This window comes from Lentzea sp. NPDC051213 (genome assembly GCF_044455585.1).
GTDB lineage: Bacteria > Actinomycetota > Actinomycetes > Mycobacteriales > Pseudonocardiaceae > Lentzea.
In genome coordinates this window covers 272,104-292,998 of the sequence record NZ_JBITEX010000007.1, presented here as the reverse complement: position 1 = coordinate 292,998, position 20,895 = coordinate 272,104, and the positions used below count along the sequence as shown (strand labels likewise).

Annotated in this window: 17 protein-coding genes and 1 pseudogene; 4 read left to right on the top strand and 14 right to left on the bottom strand. The window is 68.3% G+C overall.

What is annotated here, in order from left to right; genetic code table 11:
- Positions 1-117: 117 nt before the first annotated feature.
- The 3 genes from ACIA8G_RS30025 to ACIA8G_RS30015 all read right to left on the bottom strand — a co-directional run bounded on the left by ACIA8G_RS30025 (position 118) and on the right by ACIA8G_RS30015 (position 4,469).
- On the bottom strand, positions 118-2,247 hold the full coding sequence (locus ACIA8G_RS30025; RefSeq protein WP_396422041.1) for a discoidin domain-containing protein: 2,130 nt from the start codon (positions 2,245-2,247) through the stop codon (positions 118-120).
- A gap of 197 nt (positions 2,248-2,444) precedes the next feature.
- On the bottom strand, positions 2,445-3,305 hold the full coding sequence (locus ACIA8G_RS30020) for a patatin-like phospholipase family protein (protein WP_396422040.1): 861 nt from the start codon (positions 3,303-3,305) through the stop codon (positions 2,445-2,447).
- A gap of 69 nt (positions 3,306-3,374) precedes the next feature.
- The gene (locus tag ACIA8G_RS30015; protein ID WP_396422039.1) at positions 3,375-4,469 is read right to left on the bottom strand and encodes an alkaline phosphatase family protein; all 1,095 of its coding nucleotides are present in this window, start codon (positions 4,467-4,469) and stop codon (positions 3,375-3,377) included.
- Positions 4,470-4,517: 48 nt separating this feature from the next.
- Between ACIA8G_RS30015 and ACIA8G_RS30010 the strand changes: the two genes are divergently transcribed.
- Both ACIA8G_RS30010 and ACIA8G_RS30005 read left to right on the top strand, forming a co-directional pair.
- Positions 4,518-6,842, top strand: a complete 2,325-nt coding sequence (locus ACIA8G_RS30010; RefSeq protein WP_396422038.1) for a Tex family protein — start codon at positions 4,518-4,520, stop codon at positions 6,840-6,842.
- Between the two features lie 152 nt (positions 6,843-6,994).
- The gene (locus tag ACIA8G_RS30005) at positions 6,995-7,945 is read left to right on the top strand and encodes a hypothetical protein (RefSeq protein WP_396422037.1); all 951 of its coding nucleotides are present in this window, start codon (positions 6,995-6,997) and stop codon (positions 7,943-7,945) included.
- Here ACIA8G_RS30005 and ACIA8G_RS30000 read toward each other — a convergent pair.
- From ACIA8G_RS30000 to hutH, 3 genes are read right to left on the bottom strand one after another with little or no spacing between them, the layout of a single operon-like run.
- Complete coding sequence (locus tag ACIA8G_RS30000) at positions 7,929-9,068, bottom strand: cytochrome P450 (RefSeq protein ID WP_396422036.1); 1,140 nt, start codon at positions 9,066-9,068, stop codon at positions 7,929-7,931. The genes ACIA8G_RS30005 and ACIA8G_RS30000 overlap by 17 nt on opposite strands.
- On the bottom strand, positions 9,065-10,264 hold the full coding sequence (locus tag ACIA8G_RS29995; protein ID WP_396422035.1) for a cytochrome P450: 1,200 nt from the start codon (positions 10,262-10,264) through the stop codon (positions 9,065-9,067). The genes ACIA8G_RS30000 and ACIA8G_RS29995 overlap by 4 nt, the downstream gene beginning before the upstream one ends.
- Positions 10,261-11,901, bottom strand: a complete 1,641-nt coding sequence (gene hutH / locus ACIA8G_RS29990) for a histidine ammonia-lyase (protein WP_396422034.1) — start codon at positions 11,899-11,901, stop codon at positions 10,261-10,263. Before hutH ends, ACIA8G_RS29995 begins: the two co-directional genes overlap by 4 nt.
- Before the next feature lie 270 nt (positions 11,902-12,171).
- Here hutH and ACIA8G_RS29985 point away from each other — a divergent pair, with 270 nt between their 5' ends.
- Positions 12,172-12,702, top strand: coding sequence for a hypothetical protein (locus ACIA8G_RS29985; RefSeq protein ID WP_396422033.1), 531 nt, complete (start codon positions 12,172-12,174; stop codon positions 12,700-12,702).
- Between the two features lie 49 nt (positions 12,703-12,751).
- On the opposite strand, the gene ACIA8G_RS29980 is transcribed toward ACIA8G_RS29985, so the two are convergent.
- Positions 12,752-13,987, bottom strand: coding sequence for an ABC transporter substrate-binding protein (locus ACIA8G_RS29980; RefSeq protein ID WP_396422032.1), 1,236 nt, complete (start codon positions 13,985-13,987; stop codon positions 12,752-12,754).
- Positions 13,988-14,217: 230 nt separating this feature from the next.
- Between ACIA8G_RS29980 and ACIA8G_RS29975 the strand changes: the two genes are divergently transcribed.
- Positions 14,218-15,756: a phytoene desaturase family protein gene (locus ACIA8G_RS29975; protein ID WP_396422031.1), complete on the top strand. Its 1,539-nt coding sequence runs from the start codon at positions 14,218-14,220 to the stop codon at positions 15,754-15,756.
- Between the two features lies 1 nt (position 15,757).
- Here ACIA8G_RS29975 and ACIA8G_RS29970 read toward each other — a convergent pair whose 3' ends face one another.
- From ACIA8G_RS29970 to ACIA8G_RS29940, 7 genes and pseudogenes are all read right to left on the bottom strand, one after another.
- Positions 15,758-16,618, bottom strand: a complete 861-nt coding sequence (locus ACIA8G_RS29970) for an ABC transporter ATP-binding protein (protein WP_396422030.1) — start codon at positions 16,616-16,618, stop codon at positions 15,758-15,760.
- A 10-nt stretch (positions 16,619-16,628) separates the two neighbouring features.
- On the bottom strand, positions 16,629-17,030 hold the full coding sequence (locus tag ACIA8G_RS29965; RefSeq protein WP_396422029.1) for a GntR family transcriptional regulator: 402 nt from the start codon (positions 17,028-17,030) through the stop codon (positions 16,629-16,631).
- 46 nt (positions 17,031-17,076) lie between these two features.
- A complete protein-coding gene (locus tag ACIA8G_RS29960) occupies positions 17,077-18,048 on the bottom strand; it encodes an ABC transporter permease subunit (protein WP_396422028.1) in 972 nt (323 codons plus the stop codon).
- A gap of 368 nt (positions 18,049-18,416) precedes the next feature.
- A pseudogene (locus ACIA8G_RS29955) lies at positions 18,417-18,923 on the bottom strand (ATP-binding cassette domain-containing protein); the annotation flags it as partial.
- A 46-nt stretch (positions 18,924-18,969) separates the two neighbouring features.
- Positions 18,970-19,407 (bottom strand): SRPBCC family protein, encoded by a 438-nt coding sequence (locus ACIA8G_RS29950; protein ID WP_396422027.1) that lies wholly within the window; start codon positions 19,405-19,407, stop codon positions 18,970-18,972.
- A gap of 21 nt (positions 19,408-19,428) precedes the next feature.
- Positions 19,429-20,058, bottom strand: coding sequence for a DUF4041 domain-containing protein (locus tag ACIA8G_RS29945; protein WP_396422026.1), 630 nt, complete (start codon positions 20,056-20,058; stop codon positions 19,429-19,431).
- A 74-nt stretch (positions 20,059-20,132) separates the two neighbouring features.
- Positions 20,133-20,891 (bottom strand): LLM class flavin-dependent oxidoreductase, encoded by a 759-nt coding sequence (locus ACIA8G_RS29940; RefSeq protein ID WP_396422025.1) that lies wholly within the window; start codon positions 20,889-20,891, stop codon positions 20,133-20,135.
- Positions 20,892-20,895 lie beyond the last annotated feature (4 nt).

The window sequence follows — 20,895 nt, the reverse complement described above, 5'->3', positions numbered from 1 at the left end:
TGGCCACCCACACCGCGGTTATGCTCCCGCCCTGCATGGGCTCACGGTACGGGCCGCTACCTCAGTCGTTGCCCGCCTCCAGCGCGGCGTGGTTCAGCAGCTCGTCGTCGGCGACCTCTAGATCTCCAGATAGTCCAGGTTCGGCCCGCCGTTGCCCGTGGTCGCCGCCGCGCGAACCGTGTTCTCCCCGGCCAGAAGGTTCAGCGTGACCGTCACGGTCTGCCAGGTGGTCCACGCCCCGGTGCCCGCGAACGCCTGCTCGTCCACCGCCGGCGACCCGTTGACCGAGATGTCCAGCGGCCGGTTCACCGCCGTGCCGTTGGCGAACCGCAGCGTCACCTGCCGCGGCCCGGCGACGTCACTGGAGACCTTGAACTCGACCGCGGAGCCCGCGACGTTGTCATAGTTGACGAACCCGCTGCCGGAGAACCCCGCGTGGTTCGACTCGACGACCCCCTGGGTCAGCGTCCCGCTCTCGGCCTCGTACCGGTTCTCGACCGGCGGCGCGCCCGCGCCCGGATACCCCGACCCGAGCCACGCCTCGTCGATCCGCAGCTGCGCCTTCCCCTGCGTGGACGTCTTCTCCACGCGGATGTGGCGCGCGGTCGTCCCCGCCGGCAGGTCGATGAACTGCACACCGCGGTGGTTGGCGAGCGACCCGGACTTCACGTTCGTCCAATTGGAACCGTCGTTGGACGTGAAGACGTTGTAGTTCTTGACCCGCGCGGAACCCGAGGCGGGATGCGTGGTCGAGTCCTCTCGCTGGTTCAGCGCGACGTACGAGACCTTCTTCGCCGAACCGAGGTCGAACCGCAGCGACACGGTGCCCGCACCCGTTGCGTCCCAATAGGTCTGGTAGTTGCCATCGGCCGCGTGCGAGGCCGGGTGGCCACTTCCGGAAGCGGACGCGCTCATCGTGTACGACGACGCGGGAATGATGCCCTCGCGCCCGGCCGTCTCGACCTTGAACACCGTGTCGTACTGATCCCAGTTCGAGATCCCGCTGAGGGTGATCGTGCCACCCGACTGAGTCCACTGCACCGCGGCGCCGGTGCGCAGGTTCGTCACGCGCGACACCTTGTAACCGTTGTCCCGCACCTTCAAAGTGCTGCCGGACGGCCTGGTGATCACGTGCACGTAGTGCTGGTTCGGGTTGGTCTTGGACACCGTCGTGACGCCGTGCGCGCCGTCGTTCCAGAACCCGGGCTTGAGGCCACCGTTGAGGTAGCCGCCACCGTACGTGCCGCCGATCGACTCCCAGATCTCGTTCAGGTAGGTGTTCGTGAAGTTGTTGAAGGTCGCCTGGTTCGACGGGAACTTGCCGTTGACCATCGCGGTCTCGGCCATCAACGCCTTGACGTCACTGCCCGCGTTGGTGATCAGCCGGCCCAGCGTCAACTTGTAGTCGACGGCCGAGTTGCTGCCGCTGTACCACCACGCGCCGGAGCTGGGCAGCTTGAAGCACGCCTCGATCAACCGCGGCGCCGCCGTGTAGACCGCCTGCGGGTAGTCGTAACTCGGCGTCATGCCGGTCTTCTGCTCGTTGCTGATCGTGTCCATGATCGCCGTGTCCTCGTTGTTGTTGCTGAGGACGTAATGCGGCCGATCACGCCGAATCCGCTCGTACAGCCCGTTGCGCTCCCAGTAGGCGTTGTCGTTGTCGATCCAGAACCCGGCGAGCTTCGGATACCGCTGCATCACCTCGACGAACAGGTCGTAGCTGTACTCCCCGAACCCGTCGCGCGTCGTCAGGTTGACGTTCTTGCCCTTGTACTTCGAGTACGCGGCCGAGTCGGTCCACTCGGTACCGCCCTCGTTGTGCCACTGCGGGTCGTCCGTCATGTAGTTGATGACCTTCAAGCCCTCGGCCTCGGCGGCCTCGATCAGCTCGCCGAGGAAGTCGCGCTTCGTCGAGCAGGTGCCGGGAATGCTGGAGGGCCAGGCCTTCGCGTAGCCGAGCCTGCTGTGGAACGACGCCAGCACCAGGTACTGCGCGTGCAACTTCTTCGCCTCGTCGACCCAGTACTTCGCGGACCACCCACCGTTGGTGACGGCCGCTTCCCATGCACCGCAATTGGTGTAGCCCGGGTTCGTCCGCATTCCCCAGTGCAGGAACAACCCCGCGGTGGAGGCCCGCAGCCAGTCCTGCCGCGGATGCAGCACCTCGGCGTGCGCCGGAGAGCTCACGCCGACAACGAGTAGAGCGGCGGTCATCAACACGCCGAGACGACGCAACGTTTTGCGCACGAGCCAGCCTCCTGGTGGACGCCTCCTGCGGCGGGAGGAAGACGTGCTCGGTGTTACCGCGCAAAGGTTTACGCCAGGTGGTGGCCGCTCTTCAAGAGGTCATCGGAGGTGTGATGACGTTACACGGGTTTCCGAATCGATAAAGGCTCCAAATGAGCCGATGTCTAACGGTCGTCCCGCGTGAAGCAGGAGAGGGCTCAGCCGTGCGACGGATGCCCGTACAGCCCGGCACCGGCGATCTCCAGCGACGTCAGGAAGGAGGCAGAAGCCTGGTACGAGGTCTCGACCAGCTCGGCGGTGTGCGAGAAGTCGAGCGGCGTCACGGCCTGCACGGGCGGCCCCGGCAGGTACAGCACGGGCGCGTGCTGCGAGGCGAGCTCGACCTCCAGCACCGCCTGGTTGCGCATGCCGAGGGTCGCCCAGAACAGGAGGGTCTCGGCCAGCGTCTCCGGCACCGTGGGCAGGTGGCCGGGGAACGCGCAGTCCAGCACCACCAACGACTTCGCGCCCATCGCCAGCGCCTGCCGGATCGGCACGTTGGCCAGCACGCCGCCGTCGTACAGCACGTGCTCGCCGATGCGGACCGGCGGGTACACCCCGGGAATGGCCGCGCTGGCGAGGATCGCGGGGATCAGCTCGCCCTCGGTGATGTTGACCGCCTCCCCGGTCACGCAGTCCACCGACACCGCGCCGAACGGCAGGGCCAGGCTCGCGAAGTCCGCGCAGCCGTCGAGGCCGCCGGCCAGCACGGAGGCCAGGCCGTCGTTCGGGAACAGGTAGGTCTTGTTGGTGCGCAGCGACCTCAGCTGCGCGATCGGGCCGCCGGGGAACACGCGCTGGCGCGTCATGCCCTCCCACAGCACGGCCAGGCGTTCGGCGGCCTTGTCCGGGTCCAGGGCGAGCAGGGAGCCGTTCACCGAGCCGACGGAGGTGCCGACGACGAGGTCCGGGCGCACGCCGTGTTCGCGCAGGGCGCGCAGCATGCCGACCTGCGAGGCGCCGAGGCTTCCGCCGCCGCCCAGCACGAAGCCGATGGGTCCTGGCAGTTCGATCGTCACGTCCGGTGATCTTAAGGCGCGCCACCGGAAACAGCTGGCTTCACCGGGAGGGCGAGCAAACCCTTCGACCTACACTGAAGCCACTGAGCAGAGCAACGGAATCGCCAGCTCCGCCCGAGTCCGAGCCCCGTGAAACCCCTTCAACGAGCTGAACAAGGGCTCAGCCTGCCCCCGAACAAGCACAGCCGACCCCTTCATGGCCACGACCACGTCCCCGATCCGATCATGAGCCAGCGGACTGATCGGCCCGAACCACCCAGCCGAGACGGCTTCCTCCCGCGACAACACATCAGCACGAGCCCCGAGAAACTCCCGCCACACGTCCAGCACCTCATCGCTCTCGGTGTGCAGATACCGCACCCGAGGCTCACCGGCGATCACCCGAACTCCCTGCCACAGCAAGGGTTCGGTGTCGAAGTCGATCCGCTCACCACCGGTGATCATCCCGTGGTCGGCCGTGACCACCAGCAGCGAATCGGGTGGCATCCGCGCGGCGATGTGCGAGGCCAGCGAGTCCACGAACGACAGCTGGAGCAACCACTCGTCGGAACCGGGCCCGTAGAAGTGCCCGATGGTGTCGAGATCCGCGTGGTAGGCGTAGCAGAACGCGCGGTCCGGCGTGAGTGCCGCTACCGCGGCCAGGGCGAGGTCGCCGAAGCCCGCGACGCCGCGGAACCAGGAGCCTCGCAGGACCGCTCGGGTCAGGCCGCTGCCGCGCTGGTCGCGCGGGGCGACCGCGCTGACCGCCACGCCGGCCGCCGCCGCGCGCTCGAACACGGTCGGGTGTGGCTGCACGACCTCGGGGACCAGCGTCTTGCGCAGGTCGTGGCGGTGATCGCCGGCGCGGGACCAGGTCAGGGCGTTGAGGACCTCGTCCGCCACCTCGAACGTGAAGCCGACTATGCCGTGCTCGCCGGAGAGCAGGCCGGTGCCGATCGAGGCGAGGCTCGTGGCCGTCGTCGACGGGAAGCCTGCGTCGATCGAGCGGTCTGCCAGCGAGGACAGGAACGGTGCGTGCTCGCCGTGCTCGCGCAGCAGTTCGTGGCCCAGGCCGTCGACCAGCAGCAGGCAGACACGCCGGGCCTGCGGCAGCCCGAGGGTGTTGTCGGCACCCGGAACGTCCAGGCCCGCCAGCAGCGACGGGACTATCTCGGCGATGGACACGAGGCCACAGTGCCACGCCGAATCGGGCAGCGGGCACAATGGCGCGTTGTGACAACGCTCATCCACCAGAAGATCGCTGACGAGCTCGGCGTGGCCACGGGCCAGGTCAGCTCTGCTGTCGAACTCCTCGACGGTGGCGCGACCGTCCCGTTCGTCGCCCGCTACCGCAAGGAGGCGACCGGCGGTCTCGACGACGCCCAGCTGCGCACGCTCGAGGAACGCCTCGGCTACCTGCGCGAGCTGGAGGAGCGCCGCGCGGCCGTCCTCAACTCGATCCGTGAACAGGGCAAGCTCAACGACGCCCTGGAAGCGCAGATCCTCGCCGCCGACTCGAAGGCGCGGCTTGAGGACCTCTACCTGCCGTACAAGCAGAAGCGCCGCACGAAGGCCCAGATCGCGAAAGAGGCCGGTCTCGAACCGCTGGCCGACGCGCTGCTCGGCGACCCGATGCTGAACCCCCAGGAAGAGGCCGCGAAGTTCGTCGACCCCACCAAGGAGGTCGCGGACGCCGCGGCGGCGCTGCAGGGCGCGCGGGCCATCCTGGTCGAGCGGTTCGGCGAGGACGGCGACCTGATCGGCGAGCTGCGCGAGCAGATGTGGACGCGCGGCCGCGTCGTCTCCAAGGTCCGCGAGGGCAAGGAGACCGAGGGCGCCAAGTTCTCCGACTACTTCACGTTCGACGAGCCGTTCTCGAAGCTGCCGTCGCACCGCATCCTGGCGCTGTTCCGCGGCGAGAAGGAGGAGGTCCTCGACCTCGTCCTGGAGCCGGAGGCGCCGAACGAGGAGGGTCCCTCGTCGTTCGAGGTGCGCATCGCCTCGCGCTTCGGCATCGACGACCAGGGCCGTCCCGGCGACAAGTGGCTCACCGACACGGTGCGCTGGGCCTGGCGGACGCGGATCCTCGTGCACCTGGGCATCGACCTGCGTGGCCGCCTGCGCCAGTTCGCCGAGGACGAGGCCGTGAAGGTGTTCGCCTCGAACCTGCGCGACCTGCTGCTGGCCGCCCCGGCCGGCACGCGCGCGACGATGGGCCTCGACCCCGGCTTCCGCACGGGCGTGAAGGTCGCGATCGTCGACGCCACCGGCAAGGTCGTCGCGCACGGCGTCATCCAGCCGCACGTGCCCGCGAACCGGTGGGACGAGTCGATCGCGAAGCTCGCGGTGTGGGCCAAGCAGCACAACGTCGACCTGATCGCGATCGGCAACGGCACGGCGTCGCGCGAGACGGACAAGCTGGCCGCTGACCTGATCAAGCGCCACCCGGAGCTCAACCTCACCAAGATCGTGGTGTCCGAGGCGGGCGCCTCGGTCTACTCGGCGTCGGCCTACGCGTCGTCGGAGCTGCCGGGTCTCGACGTGTCGATCCGCGGCGCGGTGTCGATCGCACGGCGTCTGCAGGACCCGCTGGCCGAGCTGGTGAAGATCGACCCGAAGTCCATCGGTGTCGGCCAGTACCAGCACGACCTGGCCGAGTCGAAGCTGTCGCGGTCGCTCGACGCGGTGGTCGAGGACTGCGTGAACGCGGTCGGCGTCGACCTGAACACCGCCTCGGTGCCGCTGCTGACCCGCGTCTCCGGCATCACCGCCGGGCTCGCGGAGAACATCGTGCTGCACCGCGACGCCAACGGCCCGTTCAAGACCCGCAAGGCGCTCAAGGACGTGGCACGGCTCGGCCCGAAGGCGTTCGAGCAGTGCGCGGGCTTCCTCAAGATCCGCGGCGGCGACGAGCCGCTGGACGCGTCGTCGGTGCACCCCGAGGCGTACCCGGTGGTGCGCAGGATGCAGACCGAGGCTGGCGCCGAGCTGATCGGCAACACCGCGGTGCTCACGAAGCTGCGGCCGGAGAAGTTCGTCGACGAGCAGTTCGGTCTGCCGACCGTCACGGACATCCTGAAGGAGCTGGAGAAGCCGGGCCGCGACCCGCGTCCGGCGTTCAAGACCGCGACCTTCGCCGACGGTGTCGAGAAGATCGCCGACCTCAAGCCCGGCATGGTGCTGGAGGGCGTCGTGACGAACGTGGCCGCGTTCGGCGCGTTCGTGGACATCGGCGTGCACCAGGACGGCCTCGTGCACATCTCGGCCCTGTCCAACACCTACGTGAAGGACCCGCGCGACGTCGTGAAGTCCGGTGACGTGGTGCGCGTGAAGGTGCTGGAGGTCGACGAGGCGCGCAAGCGCATCGGGCTGACGCTGCGCCTCACCGACGAGCCGGGTAAGCCCGCTCCCAAGCAGCACGGCGGTGGCGGTGGCGGTGGCGGCCGGGATCGCCGGCCGCAGCGCGGCGGTGGGCAGCAGGATCGCCGGCAGCCCTCGGCGCCTCCGGCGAGCGGCTCGATGGCCGACGCACTGCGCAAGGCGGGGTTCGGCAAGTAAGCGGACGGTGACGTGGAGCCCGAGGAATCACCTCGGGCTCCACCTTCACACGACCGAGGCTTCATCCTCCACGTTGGTGTGAGCCGGGTGGCCGCGGTTCTTCCGGCGATTACGGTCGATCTGATCGAATCGCGCAGCGGAAGGTTCTGACGATGATCAAAATCGCTGGCTCGGCCACGTGCGCTGTCGTTGTCGCTGTCATGTTGACACCGTCGAGTGCTGGTTCTGCTTTCGCTGCGAACAACCCGGTAGATCTCTCCGTCACCACCACCAACACCTCCGGCCACGCCAATGACGCCGTCAAGATTTCTTTCACGGTGACGAACGAAGGCAGTTCCGCCACGTCCGGCGACGTCACGCTGAAGGTGGTCACCCCGCTGTTCGTCAACGCCGATGCGAACGCGCTGCCGGACGGGTGCACGCTGCTGATAGCGAACCCGGACCCGGACATCCCGAACATCGCGGACTGCCGCATCACGGAAAAGCTGGAGCCACAAGCACGCAGAACGATCGAATTCCCGCTGCTCATCACGTCCAGGGTGCCGGTCGCCTTCGTGGTCGGGCGCGCGATCGCCACTCCGGTACCGGAATCACCCGACCGGGAATCGTCGCTGAGCAACAACGACTCCCCGTACGGCATCAACGTGAGCGAAAGCCCGGCGTCGGGCGAGGACGTCACCGGCGAAAACGAGATCAACACCTACATGTGGCCTGACAGCCCGGAACTCAGTCCGAACCACGGCCGGATGAACACTCTGCGCGTGGGAAACCGTGGCTCCGTGACGAAGGGAGACATGCGGCTCACCTACATCACGCCGTTCTACGTGAACTTCGGCGATGGCCTGCCGGCCGGTTGCACCAAGATCCTGTCCAATCCGGATCCCACCGTGCCCGAGGTGGCCACCTGCATCATTCCCCCGGGGCTGGACAGCACCGAGGTGGCCGTTCAACTGCCGTTGGTCATGGCGGAAGGCGTCCCAGGCGGATTCCGGGTGTCGTTCCAGGCGATCTTCATGCGCGCACCGGACAACAACACCGACGTCGACAAGGACCTGCGGAACAACTTCATCAACGCCCCCGTGATCCTCAGCGCGTCGCGGTGACGGGCCGGCGGGCGAGACGCAGTGGCAGCGCCACCAGTTTGTGCATGATCGCGGTCTCCTTCCAGGGGAGATCCTCGGGAGATCCCACCAGTTCGATGACGGGAAACCGTTCGAGCAGGACCTCGATCGCGGTCTCGGTCGCCACCTTCCCCAGGTTCGCGCCCACACAGCGGTGGATTCCGTAGCCGAACCCGAGATGCTGGTTGTCCGTTCGACGCACGTCGAAGCGTTCGGGGTCGGCGAAGCAGGTGTCGTCACGATTCGCGTCCTGGAAGGAGAAGGACACGATCTCGCCGGCCTGGATGTGCACGCCCTCCACCATCAGCGGCCGCGTGGCCCGGCGGAAGATGGAGATCTTGAGCGGCGGATCCAGTCGCAGGCACTCGTCGATCGCGCCGGGCAGCAACGACGGATCAGCGCGGACCAGAGCGAGCTGGGCGGGGGAAGCCAGCAGCAGGCGCATGCTCTTGGCGATCAACTGGGCGGGCGCGGTCTGACCGGCGATCACCAGGTCGAGCACCAGGGCGACGATGTGGTCGTCGTCCAACCCGGACCTGAGGAGGCGGGAGAGCAGATCCCCGCTGTCCTGCCCTGCTCGTCTGCGTTTCACCAGCGCCCTGGCGTACGTGATCAGCGCGGTGATCATCTGCGGCCGCACACCGCCTGGCTCGACCGGTTGCGACACGAACGTGTCCGCCCAGTGGCGGATCATGGGGCCGTCCTCGCGGGGTATCCCGATGAGAGTGCACAGCACCGCGGTGGGAAGTCGATCGGCGTAGTCGGCCACCAGATCGACCACCGGCCGCCCTTCGCACGCGTCCAGCAGCTCGTGCGCCACTTCTCTCATCATCGGGCGAAGTTCTCGGGCCTGGTGCGCGGTGAACGCAGGCGTCAGCAGTCGCCGCAGCTCGGTGTGCGTGGGCGGATCGTTGCTGAACAGGTCCAGTGCCAGCACCTCGCGGAGATCCGGCGGAAGATCCGACAGGAGACCCTTGGAGCCGGCGGCTCTGGTGTCGCTCGACAACGAGGGGTCGTTGAGCAGCGCTCGAACCGAGTCGTAGCCGCGGACCATCCAGACCAGAAGCCCGTCGGGCTGGGTGACCCGGACGACCCGACCGCTCACGCCAGCACCACCGGCAGGGAGTCCAGCCGCCGCATGAACATGCCCGGACGCCAGCGAGCCCCGTCGGACGCGCCCGCCGACCGTGTCCGGGGGAAGCGGGTGAACAGCGCCTCCAGGGCGATGGTGGTCTCCAGCCTGCCGAGCTGCGCTCCCAGGCAGCGGTGGGCACCGTGGCTGAATCCCAGGTGGCCGCGTGGGCAGCGATCGGCCCTGAACTCGTCGGGGTCGTCGAACCGGTCGGGGTCCCGGTTGGCGGCGCCGGTGGACACCAGGATGAGCTCACCCGCCGGGATCGTCACCCCGTCGAGCTCCAGGGGATGGTCGAGGTAGCGGGGGGTGAGCATGCGGAAGGGCGTCTCGAACCTCAGGACCTCTTCGACGCACTCCGGAAAGCCGTCCGGCCTGGCCAGCACCGCGGCCAGCTGACCGGGGTGGTCGAGCAGGGTCAGCACGCCACTGCCGACGGCGCTCGTCGGCTCCATACCCGCGATCAGCAGCAGCGTGATCATCGAGATCAGCTCGTCGTGGTCCATCACGCCGCGCTCGGCGTCCTGGACCAGCTCGCTGAACAGGTCGTCTCGGGGGCGGGCCCGTTTCTCCTCGATCATCACCCCGGCGAACGACGCCAGGCTCCGTCCCGCCTGCTCCACCTCCTGTCTGGACGGTGCGGTGAGGATGGCCGTTTCCCAGTCCGGGAACTCCCGCCGCGCATCCGGCGGAACGCCGAGCAGATCGCCCAGGCACGTGGCCGCAAGTGGACGTGCGTAGTTCGAGATCACGTCGACGGGCACGTTCGTCGGGAGTGCGTCCAGCAGGTCGCCGGCTTCCGCCGCGATTGCCGGGCGGAGCGCGGCGAGCCGTTGCGGGCTGAAGAACGCGCTCACGAGGCGGCGCAGCCGCAGATGGTCCGCGCCGTCCTGGTCGAGCATGCTGCGGCGCAGCTCTCGAGGCAGCTTCGGTCGTCGCTCGTCGTCCACCAGGTTCTGCGCGACGATCGCCCGGCGGTGCTTGACGAGATCCCGCTGGAGCGTGGGGTCGGCGAGTATCCGCCGGGCGTCGGCGTAGCGGGTCACGACCCACATCCGGAAGCCGCCGTTCTCCACCGGTACGGCCGCGCGCTCGCGCTGAATCTGCCGCAACGCGGGGTAAGGATCGCGCATGAACTCGCGGCTCATCAGCTTGGTGGTCGCGATCATGACGCCTCGCTCAGGAGTGGTTCTACCGCGTCTCTCACCGTGCCGGACTTGATCAGTTCCACCACCGCGGCGATGTCGTGGTCCAGCCGGCGGTCCCGGTCCAGGAACGGCACGCGCGCACGAACGAGGTCGAAAGCGGCCCGCGTGCCCCGGCCGAGCAGATGCGGTCCACGCAGGTCGGCCGCCTGGCACACCGCCAGCAGATGGATCGCCACGATCTGTTGCCCGAGTTCCACGGTGGTGCGGGCGTCACGGGCCGCGATGGTGCCCATGCTGACCTTGTCCTGGTTGTGGGCCTCGGTCGACCGCGAGAACGCGGTGGCCGGATTCGTCAGCTTCAGCGCCTCCGCGGCCAAGGCCGACGACGTGATCTGCGCGCCCTTGAACCCGTGGTGCAGCCCGGCCTCGTCGCCGCCGAACCGCGGCGACGGGGCGAGATTGGGCGGTAGACCGTTGCTGAACTTCGAGTCGACCAGCAGGGCGAGCTGGCGATCGAGCAGGTCCCCCACGCTCGCGACCGCGACCTTGAGCGCGTCCATGGCCTGACCGACGTGGCCGCCGTAGAAGTTGCCGCCGTTGTACACCTCGCCCGACGCCGGGTCGAAGAGCGGATTGTCGTTGGTCGAGTTGATCTCCACGTTCAGCCAGCGGTCGATCCACTCCAGCGTGTCGAGCAGGACACCGACGACGTGGGGCGCGCACCGCACCGAATACCGGTCCTGAACCGGCTTGCCCAGCTCGATCAGGCCCTGGTCGTCGACGTCGGGGCGGGCTTGCAGCGCCTCGGCGTTGCCCAGGCACAGGCCCGATCCGGACAGCAGTGCCCGGATGCGCCTGGCGGAGACGAGCTGTCCCGGGTGGGGCTTCTGCCGGTGGATCAGGGGGTGGAAGTGGTCACGGTTGCCGATCAGTGCCTCGACGGCGAGAGCCGTGCACACGTCCGCCGCCCAGGCGAGCTCCCTGGCGTCGTGGGCGGCGAGTGTGCCGATGCCCGACATGAAGGAGGTGCCGTTGATCAGCGCGAGACCTTCCTTCGGCTGCAGCACCACCGGTTCCAGCCCACACGCGCGAAAAGCCTCCCGCGCGGTCACTCTGGCGCCGTCGTGCAGGACGTCTCCGCCGCCGGTGAGCATGTCGGCCAGGTAGCACAACGGAACCAGGTCACCGCTCGCGCCCACCGAGCCGCGCTCGGGGATGAGCGGCGTGATGTCGTTGAGCAGACAGGCGACGAGCAGATCGACCACCTCGGGGCGGACCCCGGAGAAGCCCCTCGCCAGACAGTTGGCCCGCACCAGCATCGTCGCCCGCACCGCGTCGGCCGCCGCGATCGGTCCCGTGCCGGTGAGGTGGTACTTCACCATGTTCCGCTGCAGCTCGGCCGCCTTCGCGGGACTCAGGTGGAACTGGGCGCTGTCACCGAAGCCGGTGGTCACTCCGTAGACGGGCCGCCGCGTGGCGATCATGTCGTTGCGGACGACGACAGACTCCCGCATGGCTTGCCTTGCCACCGGATCGACCGCGACAGACGCGTTCGCGACCGCGCGCGAAATACGAGCGACACTCTCGACCGTCAATGAATCGTCGCCGAGCACGGCGTTGAGACGGTCCGCGGTGTCCAAGGCAGTCGAAGTGCGCAAAGAAGAGACTTCCACGCGTATCCCTTCGGGACAGGCCGTGAACGACGGAGCATCAAATGATAACTTGATCGCATTGATTCGGTGAGCTCTTCCGGTTGCGCGGACGGCCATTTATGAGGCCTACTCGGCTATTTGCTACCAAGAGTGTTCCGAGCACGCCCGATTGGGTTGCTTTTGCGGTTTGCAGTGGCGTGCATTGACAGCGGGTGCGACCATCCGCGCGTCAATTGGGAAGGATCCCGAAGTCGCGTCATGAAAGGAAACCCTGCCATGATCAGAAATCGGATCACCACGCTCCTCGGCGTGCTCGCCCTTGCGGCAGCCGCACTGCCCCTGACCCCTGCCGCTTCGGCGTCGGCCGAGGTACTGGACATCAGCTGCGTCGGCAGCCACACCGCGACCTACACCCCACCGGTGGAGCTGGAACCGAAGGAGAGCACCGGCGTCAACACGACCCGGTACGGCCCGTGCGTGTCGCTCTCCGCGCCCGGTCTGACGGGATACCAGAGCATCACCTCCGTCCGCAGCCGGACGTGCCTGGATCTCCTCACCACCAGTTCCGGGACAGAGACGATCATCTGGAACGACGGCACGTCCAGCACCGTTTCGGTCAATCGGGTCGTGAACGTCGTCGGCGCCGTCTACACGGTCACCTTCACCGGCTCCGTCACCGCCGGCCGATTCGCGGGCAAAACCGTGGTGCAGCAAATCACGGCCCCGGCCACCGATCTCCTGCTGTGCACAGCGGGGCTGGGAAAGCTCGACGGGATGCAATCCACCTTGGTCCTGACGATCACCTGATCAAAAAAGGGTTCGCAGGCCGGAAACCTGCGAACCCTCTTTTGCCGGACTACTTGGCGCGCGTGCCCTTGGCCTTCACGAGCTCGGACTCGAAGAGCTCCTCGACCGTCGTGAGACCACCGGGAGCCGAAGCGTCCACCTTGGTGATGTACGACTGCGTGGCAGAAGGCCGCCCCACCAGCGAGTAGTGCAGCGGCGCGGTCAGACCCCTGGTGTCCAGCCCGTTGGTGTCGTGGAACGCCTTGAGCACACCATCACGGGTGAGGTCGCCGTTCTTGCAGGCCTTCTCGACGACCGCGAGGAACACCATCGCGACGGTGTACCCGTGGTCGACGTAGATCGCGGGCTTGTCGTTGGGGTACGCCTTGTTGAACGCCGCCGCCACCTCACGCGGGCCGGTCTGGGTGCCGCTGAAAGGCGACACCGACGTCACCACGGACAGCTGCTTCTGCACCGCGGGGCCGACGGGCGAGTCGAGGATCGCGGAGTCGTAGCCGACCACGTTGGACATGAACGGCACCTCCCACTTCATCGCCGCGGCGACGCCCACCGCGGCGGCGGTCTGGGCGGGGGTGGTGCTCAGCATGACGGCCTTCGCGCCGGCGGCCTTCAGGGCGCCGATCTGCTGGGCCAGATCTGCCGTGGTCTCGCCGATCGGCTGCTCGGCGATCTTCATGTTCCACTGCTGGCCGACGAACCGGCTGCCCTCCACCGCGTTGTCGCCGTAGCTGCCCTGGACGTAGACGTGGCCGACGGTGTCGCCGTCCTTGATCACACCACGACGCTTGTAGTGATCAAGTCCGTTGATGACGTCGAGGTCATAGGTGGTACCCACGACCATCATGTGCGGGTTGCCGAGCAGCGACGCGGACCACGCGACGGGCGCGGTCAGCGTGCGGGTCTGCATGATGTCGGGCTCGATCGCCGCGGTCATCGGGGTGCCCGCGAGCTCCAGGAGCCCGAGGATCTGCGGTTCCAGGTCGAAGTAGGCGTCGAGCGCCTTCTGGACGTCGTACGCGTGGTCCTTCGTCTTGAGCTCGACCTTGCGACCGCAGATGCCCCCGCGGTCGTTGACCTGCTTCAAGTACAGCTCGTAACCCTTCATCCGCGTCAACGCGGATGCCTTGTACGGCCCCGTCATGTCGGTGAGGATGCCGAGCGAGATCGTGTCGTCCGTGACTCCCGGCCCAGTCCTCACCTTGGGCTTTTCATCCCCGGCGCCACAGCCGGCCACGAGGACGGCGAGCGCTAAGGCGGTGGGTAGTACGCGGCGGCGGAGGGGCATGCAGAAGTCCTTAACCAAACGAAGCTGGGCATACTAAGCGGTAGCTCAGTATTCGTTGAGGCCTCACATAATTCCTCTCTATGTGGTACGTGACACAGGATCGTTAGGTTCATGTGACTACCGCTCGACTACGCAGTGTGCTAGCTCTTCGGTACCGAACGAAATGAGATACACGTTCCGCTCGTTTTTTCTGCCAAGGTTTGGGGCATTCCCGACCTCAGGAGGCGCGTGTGAACGACGTTGACGCGGTCGTCATCGGCTCTGGCCCGAACGGCCTGGTCGCGGCGAACCTGCTGGCGGACGCGGGCTGGGACGTGCTGGTGCTCGAGCAGCGCGCCGTGCCCGGCGGCGCCGTCGCGTCGGCCGAGATCACCGCGCCGGGCTTCACCAACGACCTCTACAGCGCGTTCTACCCGCTCGGGCTCGGCTCGCCTGTCCTGGGCGCGTTGAACCTCGACGTGCAGTGGCAGCACGCACCAGCCGTGCTGGCACACGTTCTGCAAGACGACCGTGTGGCGCTGTTGTCACGCGATGTGAACATCACCGCGAAGTCGGTGGGCTCGTTCGCGCACGCTGACGCCGAGGCGTGGCAGGCGGAGTTCGCGCGCTTCCAGACCGTGCGATCCGCTGTGCTGGAGTCGTTGCTGCGCCCGTTCCCGCCGGTGCGCGGCGGATTGTCGTTGCTGCGCACGGCAGGCCTTGGCGGCGCGCTGCGGCTGACGCGGATGCTGACCCTGCCCGCACGCCGCCTCGGCGAGGAGCTCTTCGCCGGCGAGGGCGCCCGAGTGTTGTTATCGGGCAACACGATGCACACGGACCTCGGCCCGGACCAGGCCGGTGGCGCCGGCTTCGGCTGGCTGCTGTCGATGCTCGGGCAGGAGATCGGCAACCCGGTGCCACGCGGTGGTGCCGCCGAGCTGGCCGCTTCCCTCGTCCGCCGGTTCGGTGGACACATCGAGACCAATGCACGGGTGACCGAGGTGCTGCACGCGCGCGGTGTCGCCGTTGGCGTGCGGTTGGCAGATGGATCTGTTGTGCGCGCACGGCGTGCTGTTCTGGCAGACGTGCCCGCACCGAATCTCTACCTGGACCTGATCGGTGGCAACGCGCTGCCCGGCAAGCTCGCCGAGGACCTGAAGAAGTTCCAGTGGGACGGCGACACGATCAAGGTCGACTGGGCGTTGTCCGGCCCCATCCCGTGGAGCAACCCCGAAGCCGCGCAGGCGGGCACGGTGCACCTCGGTGGCGACGTGAACGGGCTGGCCGGTGTCGCACACGAGCTGGCGTGCGGCAAGGTGCCGCGCACGCCGTTCATGGTCATGGGCCAGATGACGACGACCGACCCGTCACGTTCCCCCGCCGGAACGGAAGCGGCCTGGGCGTACACCCACGTGCCGCTGCACGGAGGCTGGACCCCGGACCGGCTGAAGCGCCGGGCCGACCGCCTGGAGCTGATGATCGAGGAACGCGCACCTGGTTTCCGCTCCCGGATCATCAAGCGGTCGGTGCTCGGTCCCGCGGACATCGGCTCTGTCAACGGTGGCACGGCGGCGATCCACCAGCAGCTGGTGTTCCGGCCGGTGCCCGGTCTCGGCCGCGCGGACACGCCGTTCGACCGGCTGTACCTCGCGGGGTCGTCGGCGTGGCCGGGCGGCGGTGTGCACGGGGCGGCCGGGGCCAACGCGGCTCGGGCGGCGCTGGCGCGCTGGGGCGCGGCCGGTGAGCTGTACCGGGCGCTGATCCAGGGCGCCCACCGCGCGCTCTACTGAGCTACTGGCGCGTGAGCTTGCGGGTGCGTGACGCCCGCAGGTAGCCGAGCACCAACGACTCCAGGTCGGGCTGCGTCGCCTGCCAGCCCTCGGGCACGGTGCCGCCGCGCACCAGAGCGGTGGTGAGCCGGGCCGTCTGCGAGGAGTCGACGACGACGCCCTCCGCCGGGAGACCGCCGACCGGCCCGACGACCACCTGGTGCTCGGCGAGGATCTCGTCGATGTCCCCCGTCACCTGCACCCGGCCTTCGTCGAGGAGCAGCAGGTGGTCGCAGACGTCCCCGAGATCGGTGAGCAGGTGCGACGACAGCAGCACCGTGGTGCCCCGTTCCGCGACCTCGGTCATGACGATCCGCAACGTCTCGTCGCGCGCCAGCGGGTCCAGGTCGGACAGCGGCTCGTCGAGCAGCAGCACCTTGGGCAACCGGCCCAGCGCCAGCGCGATCGCGACCTGGGTGCGCGCACCGGCGGACAACGTGCGCACCTTCGCGTCCTTGTCCACGCCCGCCAGCAGGTCGAGCACCTCGTCCGCGCGCTCCGCCGACCAGCGGTCGTTCATCGCCGCGCCGGACCTCATCATCTCGCGCACGGTGAACTGCTCGTAGAGCGGACGGCGCTGGGTCAGCAACGCGACATCGGGATGCATCCGGCCGCGCACCGGCGTGCCGTACACGCTGATCTCACCGCGGGTGGGCTTCGCCAGACCCGCGATCAACGACAGCAACGTGCTCTTGCCGGCGCCGTTCGGCCCGACCAGCCCGGTCACGCTGCCCTCCGGCACCGTGAAGGTGCAACCGTCCAAGGCTTTCACCCGGCCGAAGTGCTTCGCCACGCCCTCGACCCTGACCGGGCTCCGGTTCATGCTGCCCCACTCACTTCATGTCCACAATGGACGCAGGGTAGTGCGTCTCCCGCACGTCCGTGTAGATCGCGTCGACCTCGACGGCCGACAGTCCCTCGTCCACGGCCCTGCCCATCCACTGCTCGAGGTCCTCGCGCAACGGCGCGCCCGCCTTCGCCGCGTCGGTCGCGAGCGAGGCCGTGATGAACGTGCCCATGCCCCGCCTGCCTTCCACGAGACCCTCGTGCTCGAGTTCGCGGTACGCCTTCAGCACGGTGTTGGGGTTGACCCTGGTGGCCTCGACCACCTCACGTGCCGTCGGCAACTTGTCTCCCGGCCCCAGCAACCCCATCCGCATCGCCTGCTTGACCTGCGCGGCGATCTGGAGGTAGGTGGACACCCCGGAGTGCCGATCGATGCGAAACTCGATCACGCCGCTCAGCATAGGTGTCCACCGGCCCTCGCCCCGCCGCCTCCGGTCACATCTGCCTGCGCACGGCCCACACCGAGCCGAGGACGAACAGCACCGCCAGCCCGGCGAAGATCGACGCTTCGGCCAGGTGCAGCGTGCTCGCCTGAGCAGCCGGGATCACGTCCGCGTACGACTTCGCGAGCCCGTTCTGCTGGTAGCAGGCCACCAGGTCCGTCACCACGGGCTCGTTGCCCCGCGAACCGCAGTTCATCTTCGGCACCGCGTCGGTCACCACGCCACCCGACGAGTCCAGGAAGCCCGACTCGACGACGAGCGGGCCGCGGTCGGCGACCGCCGGCTTCGTCGGGTCGGCCGACACCACCCGCTCCGGCGTGAGCAGGAACTCCCGCGTTCCGTTGAGCACGAAGCGAAGCACGACGAAAACGCCGAGCGTCAACGACATCGCCACGAGCGTCCGCTTGAACAACGCCCCGGCGAACATGCCGAACGTGTAGGCGAACAGCGTGTACGCGATCGGCGACACCCCGGCGGCCTCGAAGGTGGTGAAGTAGAACGGCCCGGACGCCAGCGGCCCGAGCTTCCCCGCCGCGTCCAGCCAGCTGTGCACGACGACCTGCAGCACCACTACAACGACGAGCGCGGGGACAGCTGCGACGACGAACTTCGTCGCGAGCCAACGGGTCCGGCTCACCGACTGGGTGAACGCCAGCGCGTGCGTGCCCTGCTCGAACTCGCGCGCGAACAGCGGCGCGCCGATGAAGACGCCGACCAGCGCGGGCAGTGCGAGCACCAGCCCCTGCGCGATGTGCATCTTGTCGAACCAGGCGTTCTGGAACTCCATCGCGGTCCGGCCACCACAGCCTTCCACGCCACCGGTCACGCAGCCGGCGATGCCACGAGCGGCGATGTCCGCGATCATCCCGGCGCGCCACAACAACACGGCCGCCACACCGGCGACGAGCGCCACGAGGAGCGTGATGAACACCGGGCGCTGCTGACGCCACACGATCCAGGTCATGCCGCCACCTCCGAAGAACCGTTGCCGCGCATGTAAGCGAGTGCGAGCTGACCGAGCCGCGGCCGATGCGGTTGCCAGCCGAGCTGAGCACCGGCGGCATGGGCGGGCACGAGTACCGCCTGCATCCCGTTGACCGACTGCGCGTCGATGATCGAACCAGGCGCGGCAGGGCACGGCAGGCCGGGCTGGCCGACCAGGACGACGTGCTCGCGCAGCAGGTCGACGGTGTCACCGGCGAGCCGGACCCGGCCGTCGGTCAGCAGCACCAGGTGGTCGCACACGTTCTCCAGCTCGGCGAGCACGTGCGAGGACAACAGCACCGTGATGCCCTGGGTGCGGCATTCCTCCACGAGCGTGCGCAGCACGGCCTCCCGCGCGAGCGGATCGAGGTCGGCGAGCGGCTCGTCCAGCATCAGCAACCGGGGCCGCTTCCCCAGCGCCAGCGCGAGCGCGACCCGCGTGCGCTGACCACCTGACAAGGTGCCGACTTTCGCCGTGAACGGCACCTGCGCGCGCTGCACCAGCGCCTCGGCGTACGCCTGATCCCAGCCAGGATTGGCGTGCTTGCCGTACCGCAACGTCTCGGCCACCGTGAACTGCGGGTACAGCGGCTTCTGCTGAGTCAGGAACGACACCGAGCGGTGGATGCCGCGCCCGTTCGGCTCGTCGCCGAACACCGCGATCCGGCCCGACGTGGGCCGGAGCAGCCCGGTGATCATGCCCATCAGCGTGCTCTTGCCGGCGCCGTTCGGCCCGACGAGCGCCACAATTCGGCCTGCCGGGATGTCGAGCCGGCAGTCCTGCAGGGCCCAGCCCCGCGAGTACTTCTTCCCCAGGTCCTCCGCCACGACCGGCGCGTCTTCCTTCTGTCGCATGAGGACACCCTACACCCTTTCACTAGTTACCTAGTGAAAGGGTGGTTCAGGCTCGACCGCCGGCCAGCGCGGCAAGGCGTTGCAACGATTCCCTGTTGCGTGGAATGAGCAGCAGGTCCTGGGCGAACTGCGGCAGGTACGCCGAAGGACCGCGCACCACGGTCTCCGTCATCCGCAACGCGGTCACCGCTTCTGACCTGGCCCGGAGCGTGAACGCGATCCGCGCGGCCCCCACCGGCCACAGCCTGGCGTCCAGTTCGAGCAGGCCCGGCGCCTCGCAGCGAACCACCTCGGTGGTGTCCTGGATGACCAACGGCCACGGGCCCACGCTGTGGTGGATCCGCGTGCCGGGTTTCGGCCAGCCGGTGTCGACGGCGCGGATGTGGGACGCGCCCACCACCCAGCCCGCGTAGGACCAGCCGTCGGCGAGCACGTTCCACACGTCGGCGATGGACGCGTCGATGTCCAGCGAAACCTCAGCCACGCTGAGGAGGTACCCCTCAGATCACGACGCAATCCGCCGCGTCCGGCGACTGTCCGCCTTGCGCTGCAGGTGGTCGGCGGTGAGCTCCAGCTCGTACATCCGCAACGCCTGGTAGCGCGGCGAGATCCGGAGGGAGAACGTCCCGCTCAGCCGCTCGATCGCCGACGTCGCGCGATCCAGCCGCCGGCGGGCCGCGTCCAGGCCACCGGCCCTCAGCATGCGCAGGCAGTTCTCGGCCTCGCAGTTGTACGAGCGGAGCATCAGCGCCGACCAGTCCTCGACGAGCCGCTGGCCGGTGGCCTCGGACCCGTTGTAGGTGACCTCTCCGCCACCCTCGACCGCGGTGCCGTTCTTGATCAGCGTCTTCATCTCGTCGTGCACCAGCTCGATCTGCGCCTGGTGGTCCACGGAGTGCTCGGTCCGGAAGACGCCGGCCCGCTGGAAGGTCAGTTCTTCCTTCAACGGCTGGAGCTCGGCGCGCGCGTTCTTGATCCGGTGCCGCAGTGCCACCAGTTCGGCGCCGGCGCGGTCGACCTCCTCCAGCGCCACGGTTTGCGCTGTTCGGGCGTCACCGATTCGGGCGAGCAGCTCCTGCAGGCCCTCCACGGCCCGCTCCAGCTCAGCAATCCGGCGGTTCTTGCGCCCGAGCATGCTTACCTCCCCGAACAGGACGAAAGGCCTACGACCGTTCCATCGCAAGGAGGTATCCGTCGTTATCTGTCGCGCTAGGCACTCACTCCATCGAGTGAACCCACAAATCGAACGAATCCTTCGGGGTCTTCGCACGTTGCCGACTGCTGCAGGATCACGCTGGTAGCGCCCGCATCGGCCACCGATGCCACCAGGTCTGTGACGAACGCACGGTCGCGCGAGTCCGTCTCCACGTAGACGACGATGGGGTGCTTGCGCGACGCACGCGTCTCGCGCACCCGCGCGAGACCGGCTGACGCGTCCAGGATCGTGCCGTCGCCGATCTCACCGGCGAGATCAAGAGTGCGCGGGCCCAGCCCGCCCACGTAGATCGGCATCGGCGCGGCGGGCGGCCAGTCCAGGGCCACCGCGTCCAGGGACACGTACCGGCCGGAACAGGTGACGCGCTCGCCCGACAGCAACGCCCGCAACGCGTCGGTGTACTCGCGCAGCAAGGTCAGCGGCGACGACACTCGTGCGCCGACCTGGCCCATCCACGACTGCAGCCCGTGCCCGACGCCGATCGTCACGCGGCCGGGGAACAGCCGCTCGAGCGTCGCGGCCTCCATCGCGGTCAGCGCGACGTTGCGCAGCGGGACCGGCAGCAGTCCGACGCCGACCTTCAGCCGCGAGGTCCAGGCAAGCGCGGCGGAGGCGCACGCGATGCCGCTCTCCAGGAAGCAGTCCTCCCACAGCCACAACGAGTCCAAACCGGACTCCTCGGCGGCGAGCACGACGGAACGCAGGTTCTCGGGCGGGAGCTGGGGCCGGTAGACAGCGCCGAGTGTGGTCACCCGT

Excerpts from the sequence above, each read along its gene's own strand:
- ACIA8G_RS29945 (WP_396422026.1), bottom strand. The coding sequence starts at position 20,058 with ATGCTCGGGCGCAAGAACCGCCGGATTGCTGAGCTGGAGCGGGCCGTG.
- ACIA8G_RS29960 (WP_396422028.1), bottom strand. The coding sequence starts at position 18,048 with ATGACCTGGATCGTGTGGCGTCAGCAGCGCCCGGTGTTCATCACGCTC.
- ACIA8G_RS29980 (WP_396422032.1), bottom strand. The coding sequence starts at position 13,987 with ATGCCCCTCCGCCGCCGCGTACTACCCACCGCCTTAGCGCTCGCCGTC.
- ACIA8G_RS29970 (WP_396422030.1), bottom strand. The coding sequence starts at position 16,618 with ATGAACCGGAGCCCGGTCAGGGTCGAGGGCGTGGCGAAGCACTTCGGC.
- ACIA8G_RS29985 (WP_396422033.1), top strand. The coding sequence starts at position 12,172 with ATGATCAGAAATCGGATCACCACGCTCCTCGGCGTGCTCGCCCTTGCG.
- ACIA8G_RS29995 (WP_396422035.1), bottom strand. The coding sequence starts at position 10,264 with ATGATCGCGACCACCAAGCTGATGAGCCGCGAGTTCATGCGCGATCCT.
- ACIA8G_RS30005 (WP_396422037.1), top strand. The coding sequence starts at position 6,995 with ATGATCAAAATCGCTGGCTCGGCCACGTGCGCTGTCGTTGTCGCTGTC.